The sequence below is a fragment of the Aneurinibacillus uraniidurans genome, assembly GCF_028471905.1.
GTDB lineage: Bacteria > Bacillota > Bacilli > Aneurinibacillales > Aneurinibacillaceae > Aneurinibacillus > Aneurinibacillus uraniidurans.
In genome coordinates this window covers 2,611,355-2,631,367 of the sequence record NZ_CP116902.1, presented here as the reverse complement: position 1 = coordinate 2,631,367, position 20,013 = coordinate 2,611,355, and the positions used below count along the sequence as shown (strand labels likewise).

Annotated in this window: 21 protein-coding genes; 16 read left to right on the top strand and 5 right to left on the bottom strand. The window is 47.4% G+C overall.

Going from position 1 to position 20,013, the window contains the following annotated elements:
- The first annotated feature begins 209 nt into the window (after positions 1-209).
- From PO771_RS19405 to PO771_RS13075, 6 genes are all read left to right on the top strand, one after another.
- Positions 210-470 carry a nuclear transport factor 2 family protein gene (locus PO771_RS19405; RefSeq protein WP_336297944.1) on the top strand — a complete coding sequence of 87 codons (261 nt, stop codon included), beginning with the start codon at positions 210-212 and terminating at the stop codon, positions 468-470.
- Positions 471-509: 39 nt separating this feature from the next.
- Complete coding sequence (locus PO771_RS19400; protein ID WP_336297943.1) at positions 510-752, top strand: hypothetical protein; 243 nt, start codon at positions 510-512, stop codon at positions 750-752.
- A 305-nt stretch (positions 753-1,057) separates the two neighbouring features.
- Complete coding sequence (locus PO771_RS13090) at positions 1,058-2,170, top strand: D-alanyl-D-alanine carboxypeptidase family protein (RefSeq protein ID WP_422665009.1); 1,113 nt, start codon at positions 1,058-1,060, stop codon at positions 2,168-2,170.
- A complete protein-coding gene (locus PO771_RS13085) occupies positions 2,171-2,755 on the top strand; it encodes a nucleoside recognition domain-containing protein (protein WP_272560143.1) in 585 nt (194 codons plus the stop codon).
- 3 nt (positions 2,756-2,758) lie between these two features.
- A complete protein-coding gene (locus PO771_RS13080; RefSeq protein ID WP_272560142.1) occupies positions 2,759-3,292 on the top strand; it encodes a spore maturation protein in 534 nt (177 codons plus the stop codon).
- Between the two features lie 733 nt (positions 3,293-4,025).
- Positions 4,026-4,745: a pseudouridine synthase gene (locus PO771_RS13075; protein ID WP_272560141.1), complete on the top strand. Its 720-nt coding sequence runs from the start codon at positions 4,026-4,028 to the stop codon at positions 4,743-4,745.
- A 71-nt stretch (positions 4,746-4,816) separates the two neighbouring features.
- Here the strand turns inward: PO771_RS13075 and PO771_RS13070 are convergent, their stop codons facing one another.
- Positions 4,817-5,008: a hypothetical protein gene (locus tag PO771_RS13070; RefSeq protein ID WP_272560139.1), complete on the bottom strand. Its 192-nt coding sequence runs from the start codon at positions 5,006-5,008 to the stop codon at positions 4,817-4,819.
- A 147-nt stretch (positions 5,009-5,155) separates the two neighbouring features.
- Between PO771_RS13070 and resB the strand changes: the two genes are divergently transcribed.
- On the top strand, positions 5,156-6,772 hold the full coding sequence (resB, locus tag PO771_RS13065) for a cytochrome c biogenesis protein ResB (protein WP_272560137.1): 1,617 nt from the start codon (positions 5,156-5,158) through the stop codon (positions 6,770-6,772).
- A gap of 26 nt (positions 6,773-6,798) precedes the next feature.
- Positions 6,799-7,986, top strand: a complete 1,188-nt coding sequence (gene ccsB, locus PO771_RS13060) for a c-type cytochrome biogenesis protein CcsB (RefSeq protein ID WP_272563165.1) — start codon at positions 6,799-6,801, stop codon at positions 7,984-7,986.
- Positions 7,987-8,585: 599 nt separating this feature from the next.
- Here the strand turns inward: ccsB and PO771_RS13055 are convergent.
- Positions 8,586-8,747, bottom strand: coding sequence for a hypothetical protein (locus tag PO771_RS13055; RefSeq protein ID WP_272560136.1), 162 nt, complete (start codon positions 8,745-8,747; stop codon positions 8,586-8,588).
- 165 nt (positions 8,748-8,912) lie between these two features.
- Here PO771_RS13055 and PO771_RS13050 point away from each other — a divergent pair, with 165 nt between their 5' ends.
- The 3 genes from PO771_RS13050 to PO771_RS13040 are packed head-to-tail and all read left to right on the top strand — an operon-like array spanning position 8,913 to position 12,643.
- Positions 8,913-9,626, top strand: coding sequence for a response regulator (locus tag PO771_RS13050; protein ID WP_272560135.1), 714 nt, complete (start codon positions 8,913-8,915; stop codon positions 9,624-9,626).
- Positions 9,627-11,447 (top strand): ATP-binding protein, encoded by a 1,821-nt coding sequence (locus PO771_RS13045; RefSeq protein ID WP_272560134.1) that lies wholly within the window; start codon positions 9,627-9,629, stop codon positions 11,445-11,447. It abuts the gene before it with no gap.
- Positions 11,444-12,643, top strand: a complete 1,200-nt coding sequence (locus PO771_RS13040) for a DEAD/DEAH box helicase (RefSeq protein ID WP_272560133.1) — start codon at positions 11,444-11,446, stop codon at positions 12,641-12,643. The genes PO771_RS13045 and PO771_RS13040 overlap by 4 nt, the downstream gene beginning before the upstream one ends.
- Before the next feature lie 50 nt (positions 12,644-12,693).
- Here the strand turns inward: PO771_RS13040 and PO771_RS13035 are convergent, their stop codons facing one another.
- The gene (locus PO771_RS13035) at positions 12,694-13,086 is read right to left on the bottom strand and encodes an acyl-CoA thioesterase (RefSeq protein WP_272560132.1); all 393 of its coding nucleotides are present in this window, start codon (positions 13,084-13,086) and stop codon (positions 12,694-12,696) included.
- 457 nt (positions 13,087-13,543) lie between these two features.
- On the opposite strand from PO771_RS13035, the gene PO771_RS13030 reads away from it, so the two are divergent.
- From PO771_RS13030 to PO771_RS13020, 3 genes are all read left to right on the top strand, one after another.
- Entirely contained in the window at positions 13,544-14,251 is a 708-nt protein-coding gene (locus PO771_RS13030; RefSeq protein WP_272560131.1) for a response regulator transcription factor, read from the top strand.
- Positions 14,239-15,696: a sensor histidine kinase gene (locus PO771_RS13025; RefSeq protein ID WP_272560130.1), complete on the top strand. Its 1,458-nt coding sequence runs from the start codon at positions 14,239-14,241 to the stop codon at positions 15,694-15,696. The genes PO771_RS13030 and PO771_RS13025 overlap by 13 nt, the downstream gene beginning before the upstream one ends.
- A gap of 114 nt (positions 15,697-15,810) precedes the next feature.
- Positions 15,811-16,194 (top strand): hotdog fold thioesterase, encoded by a 384-nt coding sequence (locus tag PO771_RS13020; RefSeq protein ID WP_422665008.1) that lies wholly within the window; start codon positions 15,811-15,813, stop codon positions 16,192-16,194.
- 54 nt (positions 16,195-16,248) lie between these two features.
- On the opposite strand, the gene PO771_RS13015 is transcribed toward PO771_RS13020, so the two are convergent.
- Positions 16,249-16,920 carry a peptidylprolyl isomerase gene (locus PO771_RS13015; protein ID WP_272560128.1) on the bottom strand — a complete coding sequence of 224 codons (672 nt, stop codon included), beginning with the start codon at positions 16,918-16,920 and terminating at the stop codon, positions 16,249-16,251.
- A 31-nt stretch (positions 16,921-16,951) separates the two neighbouring features.
- Positions 16,952-17,671 carry an SDR family oxidoreductase gene (locus PO771_RS13010; RefSeq protein ID WP_272560127.1) on the bottom strand — a complete coding sequence of 240 codons (720 nt, stop codon included), beginning with the start codon at positions 17,669-17,671 and terminating at the stop codon, positions 16,952-16,954.
- Positions 17,672-17,804: 133 nt separating this feature from the next.
- Between PO771_RS13010 and PO771_RS13005 the strand changes: the two genes are divergently transcribed.
- Together PO771_RS13005 and lgt are read left to right on the top strand one after the other, a co-directional pair.
- A complete protein-coding gene (locus PO771_RS13005) occupies positions 17,805-18,932 on the top strand; it encodes an HAD family hydrolase (protein WP_272560126.1) in 1,128 nt (375 codons plus the stop codon).
- A gap of 210 nt (positions 18,933-19,142) precedes the next feature.
- Entirely contained in the window at positions 19,143-19,946 is an 804-nt protein-coding gene (gene lgt / locus PO771_RS13000) for a prolipoprotein diacylglyceryl transferase (protein WP_336297958.1), read from the top strand.
- Positions 19,947-20,013 lie beyond the last annotated feature (67 nt).

Below are 20,013 nucleotides of genomic sequence, written 5' to 3'. Positions count from 1 at the left end.
ACTCTACGTTGAGAAGTCTGATTCATTATGTGGTTAAAGGTGAAATTTTAAATCATTATTTTGGCGAACAATTTATTGGATCGACTGTTTATCTACCTACTCAACATGCTATTAAATAGTGGTATCCTCCTTCGTATAAAATAAAAAAAACGAATAGATAACCATTCCATGTCTTCAGTGATAAGAGCTTTAGAGGAGGCCGGCTATTATTGAAATCGAAAATACTGTTAACGTTAGGTATTCCGTTGCTGTTGGTAGTTGTAATTGTAGCATATCTTACTTTGCCTTGGCTTTTCATTCTAGTACACATCCAATTACAACCAAATCCTCCACGTCCTGAAATCATATATGGAGAATTTCCGTTTCGTTTGGAATATGAAATTAATGGGCAACGCAAGGTTATTGAAAATATACTAATATGTGAATTTGATGGTTTTGGTGCAAATGAAGGGATAGGGAAATTTCTCTAGCGGAAACAGAGGTTAGCTAGTGGGAATGAGAGGATAACCTTGCTAAAAGTCAACGATACAAAAGAAATATACTTTGTTCCTGGGAGTGCAAAATACTATATGGGGGATTCAGACTCTAGGGAAAATGATAGCGACTTTCCAAATGCCTCCTATATTGAAAAAGATGGTAGAATTACTACTGATGGATCTATCTACTCAGATCAATTACTTAAGGAATACCATATAAAACTGATAGGTTGGCATGATAGCCAACCAATTAAGAATAATTTCTCTAAAAAGTAAGGAATCGACTTATTCCTAGCAAGACCACCTTGCGACTAACTATCGTAGGGTGGTTCTCTTTTTGTCTGCTGCTGTTGGAGTTTGAATTTCTTATCGTACTTTTTCTTCGTAGTCAGACAACTCAATGTAGAATGCATTTGTTTTATTTTTGCACTCTCGGTTCTCTGTGTCCAAAATTCAGTCTATCACCAATTCCTCTCTTTCTCTCCCACCAAATCCGCTCAATTCCACAAAATAGTCTTAAACTCGACCCTGTCCCATATACATATCTACTAGGACAACCGATAACGGTGCGGATAAGGGGGATCGGAGTGAAAAAGCTCGTTTTACTACTACTTACCATAATCACATGTCTGCCTATGGCAGGCGTATCAGCAGCGCCAGATGGACCGCCAGCGATCTCGGCTGAAACAGCGGCGCTTATCGATGTAACGTCTGGCCGAATCATTGCCGAAAAGCAAGGTGATAAACGGATGCGCATCGCCAGCCTGACGAAGATTATGACCGCGATCGTAGCGCTAGAAGAAGGCAACAGTCAGGAGATTGTAACGACACCACCAGGTGCCTATGCCAAAGAAGGGTCCTCCATTTACTTAAAGCGCGGCGAAAAAATGAAAATGGAAGACATGCTATACGGTCTCATGCTTCGTTCTGGCAATGACGCGGCAGTTGCCATTGCCGAGCATGTCGGCGGATCGGTGGACGGATTTGCCCGCATGATGAATGAGAAAGCGCAGTATATCGGAATGCGCTCCAGTCATTTTACAAACCCGCACGGACTCGATGACAGCGACAATCATTATTCGACTGCTAATGATATGGCACTTCTGACCGCGTATGCGCTGCGCAACCCGGAATTCAAAAAAATCGTCTCCACTCAGGTCAAACACATTCCGTGGGAAGGGGAGCAGTGGGACCGTAAGCTGCTTAACAAAAACAAAATGCTCCGCCTGTATGAAGGAGCGGACGGGGTGAAAACCGGGTATACAAAAATCGCGAGGCGCTGCCTTTCCTCGTCTGCGACCCGAAACGGTCAGCAGCTTGCTATTGTTGTGTTGAATGCGCCACAGGACTGGAACGATTCGATGAGCTGGATGGATTACGGATTTGCGAATTATCCATTGACTTCGCTCATTCAGGAGAAAGCCCGTCTCGGAGAAGAGAAGCAGGACAATGGGGTGCTCGCGTATTACAGCACACGTGCCTTTTCTTATCCGCTGGCAGCGGGAGAGAAAAAACAGGTAAGTGCTCGGATTGTCCGCAATATTCAGCAGCCGTATGCGGAACTGACGTTGCGCGGTGAAGTGATTGGACGAGTACCGCTTACCCTTGTGCAAGAAACATTCGTGCAGGCAGTCGAGCATCGATTTGTGGCGAACTGGGAGACATTTTGGCAGGTGCTGTTAGGAGGAAAGTAGATGGTTAACTACATCTGGGCCGGAATGATTTTGATTGGGGTTGCCGTCGCCTTTGTGAATGGAAAGGTAGATGCGGTAAACAAGGCGGTATTTGAAGGAGCAAAAACCGGGGTAACGGTGACGTTCGGCTTGCTTAGTATTTTGATCTTCTGGATGGGCATGATGAAAATCGCAGAGGAAGCCGGGCTATTGAACAAAATGGCTCGCTTGCTTGGGCCGCTTGCTCGCTGGTTGTTCCCGACGATTCCGAAAGACCATCCAGCGTTCGGCTATATTCTCTCCAACATGACAGCCAACTTGTTCGGGCTTGGCAATGCGGCAACGCCGATGGGCATTAAGGCGATGCAGGAATTGCAGAAGCTCAACCCGGACCCGAAAACAGCAACGCCTGCGATGTGTACACTGCTCGCATTGAATACATCCAGCATGACTCTCATTCCGACGACCATCATTGCGATCCGCATGAATTATAATTCTGCGAACCCGGCTGATATTGTCGGTGTCACACTCGTCGCGACCTTTATTGCGACGTGTGCTGCGATTATGATTGACCGCTGGTATCAGCGGCTTGAGAGGAGGCGGTAAAGCATGTACGCGCTTGTCACGCAGTTATCGATCTGGGCCATTCCGGTGCTTTTATCGTATGTGCTTGTATATGCCCTGTATAAAAGAGTACCGGTGTACGATACATTTGTCAGCGGCGCAAAGGGTGGTTTTGGTACCACCATTCGCCTGATGCCGCATCTAGTTGGCATGATGGTAGCGATTACGGTATTTCGGGAGTCCGGGGCGCTTGACTTACTGACGCAAGCGCTGCGGCCTGTACTGAATGCAATTGGGTTTCCGGCAGAAGTCCTGCCGTTATCCTTGCTGCGCCCGGTCACTGGAACCGGCTCACTTGCGATTACAACGGATCTTATTGCCCGATATGGACCGGATTCGTATATTGGACGGCTGGCCAGTACCATTCAGGGCAGTACGGATACAACGCTGTATGTGCTGACCGTTTATTTCGGTGCAGTTGCCGTTACGCGCACGAAATATGCACTTAAGGTCGGGTTGTTATCGGATTTGATTGGAGTCATTGCTTCCGTATGCATCGTCTCGCTTATATTTGGATAAACCTTCGTACAGCGGCTTTGTACGGAGGTTTTTTGCTGATGTTTTCGACAAAGTGTGGGGGGAGGAGCGTGATCGGGCGGGGCCTCGTCACTTCGGTATGCTTACAGGGAAGCGGTGACTGTCCGCTTCAGGTGCCAAACGAACTCGCCCACAAAAAAGCCACCGATGTATTTGCATAGAAGCATTGTGGGCAAAGGCTCGTTCGTCTGTCCCCTTCCGCTGGGCAGCTGCATACAGGCGTTCCGTTGCCCCGCCCGCTCCCGCTCCTAGCACACTTTGTGTAAACACCATCAAATAATAGTAAGAGAATGAGTCTTGCTATGACGGTAAAAACAAAGAAGATGACTTGCGTAAAGCCAGTCACGACCCCGGAAAATCCATTCTGGCGGCGAGAGTTTTTTGTAAAACGAAACGTTGTGCGGGGAGTGGGAAAAGGGAGGAGCAAGAGAGTGCCTGTACGCGCCTACTTAGCGGAGGGAGAACGGTGAACGAGTCTTTGCCCGCAACACTTCGGTGAATCAACATCTTGTGCTTTTCTTTGCGGGTACGTCACCGGGCTCCCGAAGCGGACAGTTACCGCTTCCCTGCAAGCGTACCAAACGAACGGCTCCTTCCTTCTCCCACTCCCTCCCACATACTTTCGATTTCACAACAAAACACACGGATATCGTACAGGAAAGTTGTACAGCCGAACAGGAGCGGGTATGATGGTAGAGGAGGATGATGCTACCAGATGGAACGATTACAGAAGATTATGGCGCAAGCCGGAGTTGCTTCTCGGCGTAAATGCGAACAATTGATTACCGAAGGCCGCGTCCGGGTGAATGGGGACGTGGTATGTGAACTCGGATACAAGGCTGATCCACAGCGTGATCGGATTGAAGTAGATGGTCAGGTGATTGCTCGCGAACAACACGTGTACTTTCTATTATATAAGCCGACAGGATACATTACGTCCGTGACCGATCCGCAGGGACGACGGACGGTGCTTGACTTGATGAAAGGAGTAGGGGCACGCATTTATCCAGTTGGCCGGCTTGATTATGATACGTCCGGTCTATTGCTGCTTACGAACGATGGCGAATTCGCCAATTATATTACGCATCCACGATATGAACTGGATAAAGTGTATGAAGCAGTCGTTCGAGGGCGGATCGATGATACAGCGCTTCGCAAACTTCGGGAAGGGATTATGCTAGAAGATGGGATGACAGCTCCGGCAGAAGCGGAATGTCTTGCTTCTGATGCCCGGCGTGGGATAAGCACAGTGCGCCTGACCATTCATGAAGGACGCAATCGGCAGGTACGGCGCATGTGTGAAGCTGTAGGGCATCCGGTTATGCAGCTCAAACGAGTGCGGCTTGGATTTCTGACGCTTGACGGGCTGAAGGAAGGGGAATACCGGGCTTTGACAGCAGCCGAAGTAGAAAAACTGCATGAAAAAAATGGCTGATTTCTCGCCATTTTGGGGGCGGCGCTGTAGAAGCGTCGCCATATAACATATTTATGCATCGGACATGTCGATTACCATGACATGTCGCGCACGTCTGCACGGTTGAGTACTTCAAACAGGCCGTCTTTATCCTGAACAATCAGAATAACTTGTTCGTCAGTTACATTATACAGATCGCCTGTTATTTTACGGTCATCAAGCGTAACCGTAACCGTTGCATGACGCTGCAGCAGAGCATTCCACTGCATATCTGTCGGAATCATCAGTACGTACACTCCTTTACATCCCGGGCAAAAGGGCCGGGGACTTACAATTAAGTAAGATTTATTCTACAACGAATAAATACAAATGTAAATAAATATTTATGCATTGTATACATAAGTTAAGTGGCAGCATAAAGAGGTGAATACATGATAGAGGAAGTAAAATGCGCGTGCGGACATGCCAATCCACCTGGTACTGCGCTGTGCGAGTCATGTGGTGCGCCCCGTGAAGACGTGGAAGGACAGATAGCGGATATGCGCTATGAAGGTGCGCTACGGCGGTCACAAGCATCGAGTCAAACGATCGCGGGTCGCATCTGGCGTTTCTTCTCGTCTGTGCGCAATGCGATCATTATGATTGTGCTTACGCTTATTGCATCCGCGATCGGGACGATTTTTCCGCAGGAACAATACATACCGGTCCCAAAGCCTGCTGACGTATTTTACGAAGAGGCATACGGGACACTCGGATTGATCTATTATCGTTTGGGCTTGCATCATTTATATTCATCCTGGTGGTTTATTGCGCTTTTGCTTGGCATCGGTATCTCACTTGTCGTATGCAGTCTTGACCGAGTCCAACCGCTGTACCGTGCGTTAAAGGCACAGCGTGTTAAGCGTGATCACAAGTTTCTAGCTATCCAAAAAGTGAGCGCAGAAATCAGTATCGGGGAGCGGGACTCGCAGGAAGTACTAGATGCCCTTAAGCAAGGCCTTAGTAAACGGCGCTATAATGTGCGGGAGGAAGACAACGCTTTGTTAGGTGAGCGGGGACGCTTTAGCCGCTGGGGGCCGTACATTAATCATATCGGATTGATTTTGTTTCTCGTTGGTTGCTTGATGCGTCTTATCCCTGGTTTCTACCTTAACCAATTCGTCTGGGTGCGAGAAGGGCAGACGGAGCCGGTTCCCGAGACGAAGTATTATGTGAAGAATGAACGATTTGACAAAGTGTATTATCAGGACAATGAATTCCCGGAGAAGCTGGACATAAATGGGAAGGTCGTCAAGGAATACAAAACAGCAGCCGTTCTATACGAGAATGAAAATGCAGGGGTTGCGGGAGCTGCGCCTAAGCTGAAAGAAGTGAAAAAAGCGGAAATTCGCGTCAACCATCCACTCGAACAGGACGGATTATTATTATACCAATCGAGTGAACAGGAAAATCAGCTGGAAGCACTGAATATGAAGCTGGTGGATACAGCAACGCACGCTTCGCTTGGCACGGTACGGCTTGATTTATACAAACCACAATCCGAAATTCGTGTCAGCGATCATGTGAAAGTGCAAGTGCTGAAGTATTTCCCTGACTTTGCTCTGGATAAAAATAAGCAGCCGATCACGAAAACGACAAGTCCGAACAATCCGGCATTTGTGATTAACACGATTTCACCTAAAACCCCAAGCGGGGAGAAGCAGTGGATTTTCCTTGGAAGTACATTGACCGCTGACAACAAACCGCCTGTTGTTACGTATGAATTTGCTAAGCCAGACCTTGTAGATATGACAGGTCTGATGGTGCGTGTTGATAAAAGCTTGCCGGTTATTTTCTTCGGGGCGTGCGTGTGTATGGTCGGGCTTGTGATGGGCTTTTATTGGCAGCACCGCAGGATCTGGCTTGAAGTGGTGGATGGCCGATTGTTGATTGCCGCCCATACGAACAAAAACTGGTTCGGTATAAAACAGGAGATCGTAAAAGTTCTCGATACAGCAGGATTTACCGTTTCAGCTGCGCAGCTAGAGAAGGGAGAGAAAAAATCGTGAGCAATCTCATTTGGATCAGCGATACGATGCTGACCATTGCGTTTACGTTGTATTGTAGTTCGACCGTTTTGTTCTTTGTAGCGGTGACAGGACAACGCTTTAGCAACCGTGATCCGAAGGTGCATAGGCAGCGTTTTGGGCGGCTCGGTTATATGGCTGCCGTTCTTGGGTTTGTAGCGCATACGAGTTTTATCGGGTTGCGCTGGTACATCGGTGGACATATTCCAACGAGTAATATGTTTGAGTTTACGCAGTTCCTCGGTTATGCGATGGTCGTGGCGTTTCTTGGGATTTACTTGCTTTATCGCCTGCCGCTGATTGGGATGTTTGTGATGCCTGTTGCGGTGCTTCTGATTGCCTATGCTTCCGTTTTTCCGAGCGAAGTGACGCCGCTTATTCCCGCATTGCAGAGCTATTGGCTGCAAATTCACGTATCGACGGCCGCTCTTGGAGAAGGAGCATTTGCCATCGGATTCGCCGCCGGGCTTATTTATCTGCTTCGTACTGTTAATGCGGAGGATAATCCAAGTTCTGCTTACTGGCTGGAATTTGTGATGTGGTGCATGCTTACAGCAGTCTGCTTCGTGGCGTTGGCTACATATTTCCGTGTAACAGGCTATGAAGCGGTGTTTAAAGCGCCTGCGGATATAAAAGGTCAGATTGTAAATGTAGAGATGAAATATGACATGCCAGCGATTGTCGGTCCGAAAGACGGTACGCTGCTGACGGAAGGCAAGATGAAGCCGCTGTTTGCAGCACCGGGCTTTATGCACGGAGATCAGGCGGCACGCAAGTTTAACTCGGTTATCTGGTCATTAGGTGGCGGGACGATTCTGTATGTGCTGCTTCTTCTTGTCTTGCGAACGCGATTAGCTCAGCCGATGAGCCGCTGGGTACAAGAGATTGATGCTGATCTAGTAGACGAGATTAGCTACCGAGCGATTGCGATTGGATTTCCGATCTTTACGCTTGGCGCGCTCATTTTTGCGATGATCTGGGCGCAGGACGCGTGGGGGCGCTTCTGGGGCTGGGACCCGAAAGAGGTATGGGCGCTTATTACGTGGTTGTTCTACAGCGCATATTTGCATTTGCGCCTGTCGCGCGGCTGGCAGGGAGAGCGGTCTGCCTGGATGGCGGTGCTCGGCTTTATTGTTGTGATGTTTAATCTGATATTTGTCAATCTGGTGATGTCGGGGTTGCATGCGTATGCATAAGGGATGGGGCTGTTCTGTGAATAGGACGGCCTCTTTTTTTGTTTGGTGTAGAATCGAAAGTTGGTGGTGGGGAGTGGGAGAAGGGATGAGCCGTTCGCTTCGGTACGCTTGCGGGGAAGTATAGACTGTTCGCTGTGGGAGCCCGGCGAACTCGCCCGCAAAGAAAGCCTGTGATGTTGATTCACTGAAGGATTGCGGGCAAAGGCCCGTTCGCCAGTCTCCCTCCGCTGAGTAGGCGCGTACAGGCGTTCTCTTGCTCGTCCCTTCTCCCCCTCCCCAACAATATTTCGGTTTACAAAAATAAAAAACAATATACTACATAGAGAAGCTCAACATCATAATTATGCTTGACAATTTGTCTGCCAAACTTGGGTAGGAGCGGAGAAGAAGTCGCTGTGGAACGACTTTACGCGACCGCTTAGCGGAGGGTGGCAGGCGAACTGGGTTTTGCCCACAATGCTTCTGTGTATGTGCATCATTGAACTTCTTTTGTGGGCAAGTTCGCCTGTCACCTGGAGCGGACACACTTGCTTCTCTGCAAGCGTAACAAAGTGACAAAGCGACTTCTTCTCCGCTCCTCCACCAAGCTTTGTGCAATACTATTCGAGATCGTCCGGGCTTTTGTCTTCTATGCGCTGAACAGGAATGGAGCGATTTTTTCCTGCGGCAGTTGAGCCGGTGTCGATGACGCTGCTTTGATGCGCTTGTTCGATTTGTTTATGCACACTCTGGCTTGATGGTTTTGTTGATCGATTCTTCATGAGAATCCTCCTTTGACAATAAAATACGTGTCTATGTCTATAAGGTAAAACAAATGCTTGTTTTCATACGTAAGAATTTCATATAATTTTGTACGATTCGCCCGCATCAGGCGCATAATAGTGTAAAATAAAAAATGGCGAAATTGTTAACAGAGGTGAGAATATATGGAACAGCAAGCGAAAGTTCTCGTGGTGGACGATGAAGAACGAATCCGCCGCCTGCTTCGCATGTATTTAGAACGGGAGAATTTTGTAATTGAAGAAGCAGAAGACGGGGAAACCGCTCTTAATATGGCACTGACAAATGACTACGATGTGATTTTGCTTGATCTGATGCTGCCGGGTATTGACGGTATCGAAGTATGCTTGCGTCTGCGCGAGCAGAAGGCGACTCCGGTCATTATGCTGACAGCAAAAGGGGAAGAAGCAAATCGGGTACAAGGATTTGAATCAGGAGCAGATGACTATGTCGTCAAGCCGTTTAGCCCACGTGAAGTGGTCTATCGTGTGAAGGCGCTGCTGCGGCGTTCTTCTGCCACGGCTTTCCTGACAACACCGAATAGCTCGAACAATGTGTTAGTCTTCCCGGAGCTCTCGATTGACCATGATGCGCACCGCGTACTTGTTTCAGGAGAAGAAGTTAGCCTCACACCGAAGGAATATGAACTTCTGTACTATTTGGCACGCAACCCGGATCGAGTGTTTTCGCGGGAAGATTTGCTGAAAGATGTATGGCATTATGAATTTTTTGGTGATTTACGTACAGTTGATACGCATATTAAGCGTCTGCGTGAGAAGCTGAACCGCATTTCTCCTGTAGCGGCCAATATGATTGCGACCGTATGGGGAATCGGTTACAAGCTTGAGGTGCCGAAATAAGTGATTTACAATCAGATTGTTTTTAAACTATGGCTGACCATCATCGGACTTGTTGCTGTTGTGCTTACTGCGCTCAGCCTAACCTTGATGCAGTCGCTCGATAGCTTCTATGAGAAGCAGCGCACGGAAGACTTGAAGATGATGGCACGAAATATGGCAGATGTCATTCACGGGTATGAAGATCATGACCGCGTGATTGCGATTGCGCGCGAGCTTGTAGATGTGTATGACACACGCATGGTCATCGTAACGCCGAAGGGTGAGCTGGCGGGTAAACCGGTTGTGAACGCAGGGGCATCCATTCCTGAGATTCGCGTGCAGGAGCTTATGAAGAACAAGGAACTAAAAAAAGCATTAAATGGTCAGATTGGCATTACGCGTGACTTTTTTACCGTAGTAGCTCCGTCGGATGGTTTTGAGCATAAGGAAGAGTTTCTAGCTGTGTCGGTTCCACTTCATACTCCGGAGCCGCATAGTGAATTGATTATGTATAAAACACTCGATGAGTTGCGAGCCACAACCGAGAAAACGACGTGGTTGATTTTTTATGCAGCCGTTATCGGCATTATTCTCACAACTTTTTTTGCTTTTTTCTTGTCTAGCCGCATTACCCAGCCGCTTCGCAAAATGAAAAAAGCGGCGGATTCATATGCGCGTGGCGACTTCTCTGCCCAGATTCCGATTCGGACGCATGATGAGATGGGGGATCTAGCCAATACGTTTAATCATATGGCTTCCCAACTGAATGATTTGATTGTTGCGCTCTCCCGTGAGAAGGAACAGATCACAGGTGTGCTAAAGAGCATGGTTGATGGTGTGATCACGGTGGATCGGCATGGTGAGATCATTGTGACGAATCCACCGGCAGATGGAATATTGAAGGCGTGGCGCTATGAACAGGGCGTAGATGATCCACCGGAGAGATTAACACATAAAGAGCTGCCTCCAGTGATGCAGACGATTTTTGAACAAGTTGTGCGCAATGAACAGGAAGTCATCTCAGATGTAATGGTACAGGGGCACATCTATGCTGTTGTCATGGCACCGCTGTATGACAATGAACAGGTGCGCGGTGCGGTAGCTGTGCTGCGCGATATGACTGAGGAGCGCCGCTTAGACAAATTGCGTAAGGATTTTCTGGCCAATGTTTCGCATGAGCTGCGTACACCGCTTGTGATGTTACAGGGATACAGCGAAGCGATTGTCGATGGCATTGCACAGTCTGAGGAAGAAAAGAAAGAACTTGCACAAATTATATACGATGAGTCGTTACGCATGTCGCGCCTTGTCAACGAGCTGCTTGATCTTGCCCGTATGGAAGCGGGGCATATCCAGCTTAATATTGAACTGGCAAACTTACTCCAACTGGAAGATAAAGTGATTCGTAAGTTCAATGGAGTAGCTCGTGAACAGGGGATTAGTTTGCAGCTTGACTGGCAGGCATCAGAGGGTAGTTATTATTTTGATGTAGATCGCATGGAGCAGGTGCTCACGAACTTGATTGATAATGCGATTCGTCATACGCCTGCTGGCGGCTCGATTACACTGCGCACGTTCATGCAGGGAGATGGCTGCACGATTGAAATATCGGACACAGGTGTGGGCATCTCGCCGGAAGATCTTGCGTTTGTATTTGAGCGTTTCTATAAGGCGGATAAGGCGCGTACACGCGGTCGGGCCGGAACAGGTCTTGGGCTGTCCATCGTAAGAAATATCATTGAAGGGCATCATGGCAAGATTGCTGTTCGCAGCAAGCTGGGAGAAGGGACGACATTCTCCATTCATCTGCCCATCCATCTTGAGGAAGGAAGACATTCATGACTGATTTTGCAGCATTTGAGCTGGCACCGTTCCTGGTAGCCGGACTTACGAAACGAAACATTACAACACCGACACCGATTCAAAAGCAGACAATTCCGCTGCTGCTGGCAGGCCACAGTGTCATTGGGGAATCGCAGACGGGGACAGGCAAGACGCTTGCTTATTTGCTCCCGCTTTTGCAGCGGATTAATACGTCAGCTTCTGTACCACAAGCGATCATTCTGGCACCAACACGTGAGTTGACTATGCAGATTCATCGAGTGTTAAGCGAGCTGTGCGAAGGGAGCGAGATCCGCTTTCAGGTCATTATGGGCGGTGTGGATATTAAGCGCCAGATGGAAAAGCTGAAGGACAAGCCGCATGTGATTGTCGGCTCACCGGGTCGGATCCATGATCTGATAGAGAAGAAGAAGCTGAAGGCGCATGAAGTAAAGACGGTAGTGATTGATGAGGCAGACCAGATGCTTGAAGCACGCATGATGCGCGAGGTAGAAGCCGTTATAAAGCGGACGCCACGTGACCGTCAGCTATCTGTATTTTCTGCTACGATCTCTTCGATCGTGGAGAATTGGGGACAAGAGTGGGCAGGTCAGAAGCCGCACATGATTCGCATTGCAGGTAAATCGCGCCTGCCGGAGACGATTACGCACAGCTTTATTGTGACGCCGGAGCGGGAGAAGTTTGAAACATTGCGACGCTTGCTGCAAGCACTTAGTGGTGGTCGCACGATTGTTTTCGTCAAGAAGCTGCATCAGGTGGGCGATATTACAACGTGGCTGAAGGGAAGAGGTGTGTCGATCGCAGGCATTCATAGTGAGACGCGCAAGCAGGATCGGGAACAGGCACTTAAGGAATTTCATAGTGGCCAGGTTCGCTATCTGGTGACAACTGATTTGCTTGCCCGTGGTATGGATGTGGAGGATGTGGCGCATATCGTTAATTTTGATCTGCCGCTTGATACAGAAGGGTACATTCATCGTGTCGGTCGGACAGGCCGTGCGGGCAAGTCCGGGCTTGCGGTATCGTTGCTTGAGCCAAAGGAGAAATTTATGGCAGGTAAGCTTGCCAAGCAGCTGGGCATTGAGATGCCGGAGCGTACACTGTTCCGAGGCCAGCTTGTGCCAGTCAAGGAGCATCCTGCTGCTCGCTCGGGACATCGTCCGGAGATAAAAAAAGGAATGAAAAGAAAGAAATAAATAACCAAAATCCCCGCTGGTAAAGCGGGGATTTATAATTTGATAACCTATTAGCTAAACAATGCTGCCAGCTCACTTGGTACCGGGCGACTTGTACGTTCTTTGCTATCCATAGCCACGCTCGTTACGAGCGCATCTGCCACGAGCTCGCCACGCTGATTATGAATTTCCTGTTTCAGCACATAGCTTGTACGCCCGAGTTTTTCCGGCTCTGTTGTAATGGTCAGTCGGTCATTTTGTAAGCACTCTTTACGGTAGTTTACATTGATGTTTACCGTTACCGTTTGAATGTTCATCTCCAGAAATTTATCATACGGCAGCTGCGCCTGCTCGTACCACTCCTCGCGTCCCCATTCAAAGTATTCCAAATACTTCGCGTTGTTTACATGTCCATTTACATCGATCTCAGTAGAACGGACAACAATGTCAAGCGATGCTTTCATAGCAGGTTTCCTCCTAGTATATGTATAGAAATAAAACGTTTCTGTCTATTTTATCGCCTTTTTGCTGACTTGCCAACGTTTGACCGCGTCCCCATGGACATAAAATGATCATAATTTGATTATAAAATGTTCTTGACTTACACATAGTCCTGTTACATTTATCCGGTAAAGTATAAGCATAAGGAGGTGGATGAAAGAAATTCCCTGGCGGTACGCTGTATAATGGAATGACATCAAACGACCAACGAAACGAGCTAAACGCCTGTACGATGACACAGCGAAAACGCACCGTCTGATTTACTTAACTGACAACAACACAACACAACCCTACTTTCAAAAAATTAAATAGATAGCTTCACGCTTCTTCTTCCTAAAAATAGCCGGTACCTTGTGTACCGGCTATTTTTAATAGGGGAGAGGGAAATGTGCTATACTGTTCTACGGAGGGGGAGATGTCATGAACGGAACAAAAGTGCTCGTTGCAGATGATGATATAAACGTAATTGAGATTATTCGCCTGTACTTTTCCCAACATCATATTGAGCTTATTGAAGCGCATGACGGAAGTGAAGCGGTACGTCTGGCGGGATTGGAAAAACCGGATGCGATTATTCTTGATGTGATGATGCCCGTTATGGATGGATATGAAGCGTGCCGGGAGATTCGCAAAACGATGGATACCCCGATCCTTATGTTGTCTGCTAAAGGAGAAGAGTTTGACCGGGTACTCGGTCTTGAGCTTGGAGCAGATGACTATATTACCAAGCCATTCAGCCCTCGGGAATTAGTGGCCCGTATTAAAGCGATTTTTCGGCGCATCCAGCCTCGAGTATCGGAAGAGAAGGAAGCGGTTGTTCAGGAAATTCGCTTTTCCGATCTGGTGATTGATTTGCAAGGGCGGCAGGTGATTGTAGCAGGAGAAAAAGTCGCGTTTCGTCCGAAGGAATTTGATCTGCTCGTTTTTCTTGCCCGTTCATCCGGCAGTGTATTCACAAGGGAGCAGCTGCTTGAACAAATCTGGGGCTATGATTTTTTTGGAGATATCCGCACGGTAGACGTGCATATCAAAAAAATCCGTCAGCATCTTGCAGCACTACCTTATGAGTGCATTCACACAGTATGGGGTGTCGGCTATAAGTTTGAGGTGGAAACGTGCTCCGACTAATTCTGGACTGGTCTGGTATTAATAAAAGTATTTTTCGTAAATTGTTGCTTAGTTATATGGTAACGGTGCTGCTCGGACTCGGCGCACTCGGGTTGTCGATGTCTGTGCTCGCCAAAAATTACATATATGATGGCACGAAAGAAGAGTTATTGCGTAAAGCGAAGAAGGTGAATCTGGCCATTCAGACAAATCCGTGGAATGAAGACCAGACCCAGTCGATTCTAGCGTTTCTTGATCAAACGTTTGATACGCGTATCTGGGTGTTTGATCAGAGTGGTCATATTATCGCAACGTCTACGCGCGACGAAGTGTTCATCGGTAAATCTGTTGCCCCACAGATTGTAGAGCAGGTTATGCGGGGACAGAATGTCGTGCAGAACCTCGCGTTTGCAGGCTTAACCAAACCGATGGTATCAGTTGTGGTACCGTGGGGACAAAAAGATAAAATATTTGGTGGGATCGTACTGCATGCCCCCGTAGAAGGTATCGAAGAGACGGTTGGCAATATGCGCGTGATGATTTTGTGGGCGACGCTTCTCGGGATTCTTCTGTCGACAGCGATGGTATCGTATTTATCGTGGACGATCTCTCGGCCATTGAAGCGGATGGATACGGTGGCGCTTGAAATCGAAAAAGGAAATTATGAGCAGCGTATTGAGGTTACATCAGAAGATGAGATTGGAGATTTGGCGCGATCGATGAATCGGATGGCGGCCACACTTGCCCATGTGGAAGCTGAGCGTGCTGAACTGGATAAAGTACGGCAGGACTTTATTGCGAATGTATCGCATGAGCTGCGTACACCACTAACGGCGATGCAGGGATTCCTGGAGGCGCTGCAGGACGGACTTGTACAAGATGGAGCCTCACGCCATAAATATTATGATGTTATGTACAAAGAAACGCTGCATATGAGCCGTCTAGTGGATGACCTGCTTGAACTCGTTCGGTTGACCAAGCATGAATTTAATCTGGTCAAACAGCCGGTTAATATGGAGGCCTTGTTAAATCGGTTAGCTTTTACCTTTACCGCAGAGGCCGAGAAGCGTGGTCTTGCGCTTCGTCTTGCCCTGGACCTTCCTCTTCCAGCTGTAATGGGAGATGCGGGCCGGATTGAGCAGATTTTTGTAAATTTGCTGGGTAATGCGCTTAAGTTTACCGAGCATGGGTACATTGAGCTGGCTGCCCGAGAAGAGAAGGGCGGAGTGGAAGTGACGGTTACCGATACGGGGATTGGCATTGCTGAAGCCGATATCCCTCATGTATGGGATCGTTTTTTTAAAGTAGATCGTGTACGATCGCGCTCGGAAAAAGGAACAGGATTAGGGCTGGCGATTGTACAGGAATTAGTTGAGTTGCATGAAGGGGTTATCACGATGCAGAGTAAACTGGGAGAAGGGACTGTATTTACGGTATGGCTCCCAGGCGATGAAGAACAGACGTAGAGCGTACATGCTGATGAGCGTGCGCTCTCTTTTTTATCGCAAAAATAACATGCGTATGTTATATTCTGAATATAAAGAAAAATAGGAGGCGAGCAGATGAAAATAAAAGAAAATATGCAGGAAACAATGATGGGGGCGCTTGGCATCGAGATTACCGACATAACACCGGAACGTGTAGTGGGAACGATGCCGGTACATAATGCAACTCATCAGCCGTTTGGTATGCTGCACGGTGGAGCATCGGTCGCACTTGCCGAAACGCTGGCGAGTATGGGAACGTGGAATTTGATTGACCAGGAGACGGAAGCGGCATTTGGCCTAGAGATTAATGCGAACCATGTCCGCAGCAAACAGGATGGGATCGTGACAGGGGTAGCGACGCCACTCCATAAGGGGCGGACGACGATGATCTGGGAGATTAAAATCACAGATGAAGCCGATAAATTAATTTGTGTATCGCGGTGTACGGTAGCGGTGGTGAAGCAGCGGCAGAAGTAAACGCACAGGCTAGATGGAAAAACGGGCGCCGATCAAGATCGGACGCCCGCCTGTCTATTTCTCTTCAATTGTAATAGTGTTAATGACAACTTTTTCTGTTGGGAGGCTTTTTTCTCCGGTTGGACTTTCTTTGACCGGAGTAGCTGCGATTTTTTCAACAACATCTAACCCTGATGTTACTTCTCCAAAAACGACATATTTATCATACTGCTGCTGATTCAATATATCAACTTGCGGGCCTGTGCCGATAAAGAACTGGCTTCCATTCGTATTTGGACCACGGTTAGCCATTGCCAGTGTTCCTTTTTTGTGCTTGTGTTTATTTGGGAGTTCATCATTGAACTCATACCCTGGCCCGCCAGCGCCAGTTCCAGTTGGATCGCCGCTTTGTATCATGAAGTCGCGGATAATGCGATGAAATACGTTCCCGTCGTAATATTTTTCTTTAGCAAGGAAAACAAAGTTGTTCACAGTTATAGGCTCGTCTTTTGCATACAGTTCCACTGTGAATTTTCCTTTGGATGTATCAAAGTGTGCGAAATATTTTTTATTTGGGTTGATCTTCATTTCAGGAGCCTTGCTCCACTGCTTGGCTGGTTTCGGTACATCTTGCGGTGTTGGTGTCTGTGTATTCTGCGGCGTCTGTGCCTGTGGTTGTTGACTGCATCCGATGGCAAGTATCATAACGAGGGTGGCCATCATGCATAAAGTAAGCCATTTTTTCATACGGTACTATCCTCCTGAATTTTTTATGTAATTAAAGCTTCGCCTGCGGCACAACCGGACGCATAATCACTTGATTCAAAATGACATGCTCGGGTGCGGCAGCCATCTGGTAGGCAATCTGTGCGACATCTTTCGGATGCAGCGCATAATCTTTCGGATCGGTGCCGCCGAAGTATGTCTGGATTGAGCCAGGACAGATGACAGATACTTTAACGTTATGCGATTTTAGTTCCTGTGTCAAAATATCAGTGAACGCCATCAAGCCGAATTTGGTTGTGCAGTAGCCCCCTCCACCTGGGAAAGTAACGGTTCCTGCGATACTTGAGATGTTAATAATATGTCCGTGTTTTTGCTGAATCAGATGTGGAGCGACATATTTCGTGCACAAAAACACGCCTTTCAGGTTTACATTCATCATCTCATCCCACTGTGCTTCCGTCAGCTCATGAATCGCTCCGAAATGCCCGAGTCCTGCATTGTTAATCAAAATATCAATCTGTCCCTGTTCGTCTATGATACGCTGAATTAGTTGCTCGACAGCTGTACCATCTGTTACGTCACATGGCGCCGTAATAATTCGCCCCTCAAGACCGACGGCTTCCTGTACAAGCTCGTCTAATAATTCGGTACTGCGTGCTGCTGCGTATACGGTCGCTCCTTCCTCCGCAAACAAGAGACACATCGCGCGTCCTGCTCCTTTGCTGGCGCCGGTAATAAGAGCAATCCGATTTTGTAATGATTGGAACTCCATACGCTCCCTCCTTTTTCATTATTTTATCATACAATTTGTGAAATGAAATTTGCGTAAAAAGACGATTAATTCGTCGGAAATATGTTAAAATGTTCGTATTACACCAAACCATTGGGGAACCTGGAGGAGAGGCATGTTTCGTACCATTTTGTTTGACGTAGATGGCGTACTGCTAAGCGAGGAGCGCTACTTTGATGCATCCGCGCTAACCGTATGGGAGATGCTGTACAGCCAAAACTACACAGGACTTACAACAGAAGCATTTGAACCGGCACCGGAAGAAGCGATTATTCGCCGCGTCCGTGCAGAGGTGTTTGATAACGATAATGTATTGAATTTTGTAAAAACACGCGGCATTAATGCGAACTGGGATATGGTATATCTGACATATTCCTACCACCTTATTGCTCTTTTAGCAAAGGTTGCAGAGACAAATTCAGCAGCCGTAAAAGAAATTTTGACTGCACAGATCAACCGTGATGCGATCAATCGCATTCGTGAGCTGGCAGCAGGTGTTGCGTTTGAAATCGATTACGCAGCATTCGTAACGGATTTCGAGAAGAGTACAGCAGAGAAGCAAGGTCTGCTGTTGTATTTGAATGACATTGCCCAGGAGAAAACAGGCGTTACAACGGACGTCTTCTCTCGCAACAGTGAGCTGTGGGATTTATGTCAGGAGACGTTCCAGGAATGGTATCTCGGTGACCGTCTAGTTGTAGATTCAATTGGCCGTGAAGCGTTCCAAAAGGGCAAAAAAGGCTTCCTGGACGATGAGATTCCGATTGTTGAACCAGCGCAAATGGCAGAAGTGCTTGCCGAACTGAAAAAGCGCGGCTACACGCTCGGCATTGGTACAGGTCGTCCCCGCATTGAAACGGTAGAGCCGCTCAAAGCGATGGGATTGCTGCAATACTTTGATGAGAATCGCGTTGTGACAGCAAGTGATGTTCTGGATGCAGAGAAGCGCTATCCAGAGCGTGCGCCGCTTGCGAAACCGCAGCCGTACTGCTACATTAAAGGGATGCTTGGTATGGAATGTGACGATGCGGACTGCTTTGCACTTGCCTTACCGATTGAGAATGGGGATGAAGTGCTCGTTGTCGGGGACTCGGTTGCCGACTATATGGCTGCACGCAGCATTGGCTGTAAGTTTGCGGCGACACTAACAGGCTTGTCCGGTCAGGAAGCGCGTGCGAAGTTTGAAGAGTTGAAAGCAGATTATATCCTTGATGATATGCGAGGAATTCTGACGATTTTATAAGCGTACATGGCTGAAAGCCGCATCCGTTTTGTTTTACAAGCAGGTGCGGCTTTTCTGATTCTTTCTCCCTCGTATCATATTTCAAAGGCGGATTTATAGACAGTCAAATAAGAAAGAGTGAAGTGTAGCACCCTATATAGTATCTTTCGAATTTGTTGTTGAAATTACATAAGTTTTTGTTTGTTTAGTATATTGATTCCGCAGAAGGAAGTGATTGATTTGCATCAATACATCACCTATATCGGATCGTTTCCGATCCGCTCGTACAGCCTCTTATTTGTTCTAGCGATTATTCTTGGCACAGGATTTACTGTAACATTAGCCAAGCTGCAGAAAAAAGATCATCTTGCTGAACATGTACTAAACTTGCTGATTCCATTGATGATTGGAGCTTTGATTGGCTCAAGATTTTGGACTGTATTTTTCTTTGACTGGGGATTTTACTCGCAGCACCCGGAAGAAATCATTGCGATTTGGCATGGTGGATTATCCATCCAGGGAGGAATCGTAGGAGCTATTGTAGTCGGAATCTGGTATGTGAGAAAACATTCGTTATCTTTTTGGGAAATGGCCGATTTATGTGCTCCGGGTCTTATTCTTGGACAAAGCATTGGGCGAGATGCTAATCTCATGAATGGGGATGCTTTTGGAGATCCGACAGGAAGTAATTTTGGCATTTTGTATCCCGAAGGTACACTTGCAAGAGATCGATATGGAGATCAACCACTGTGGCCTGCCGAAGTATGGGAAGGACAAATGGATGTTATTATCTTTGCTATCCTAATGATTCTCATGCAAAAAAAACTAAAACGCGGCTATTTATTTCTTGCTTACAATATTCTGTATAACACAGGGCGATTTGTATTAGAGATGCTTCGTGGTGATTCTCCACGGTATTTGTTTCACTGGACAGCAGCACAATGGACATCCATAAGCGCCATTCTTATTTCACTAGCAATCGGTTTGTATTTCCATTTTATTTCTCCGCATGGGCAAGGTAGGGAAGCGGCATAAAGATCTGATAACGTAAAATGACAAAAAAGCCACCGAATGATTCCGGTGGCTTTTGTTTTTATAATCT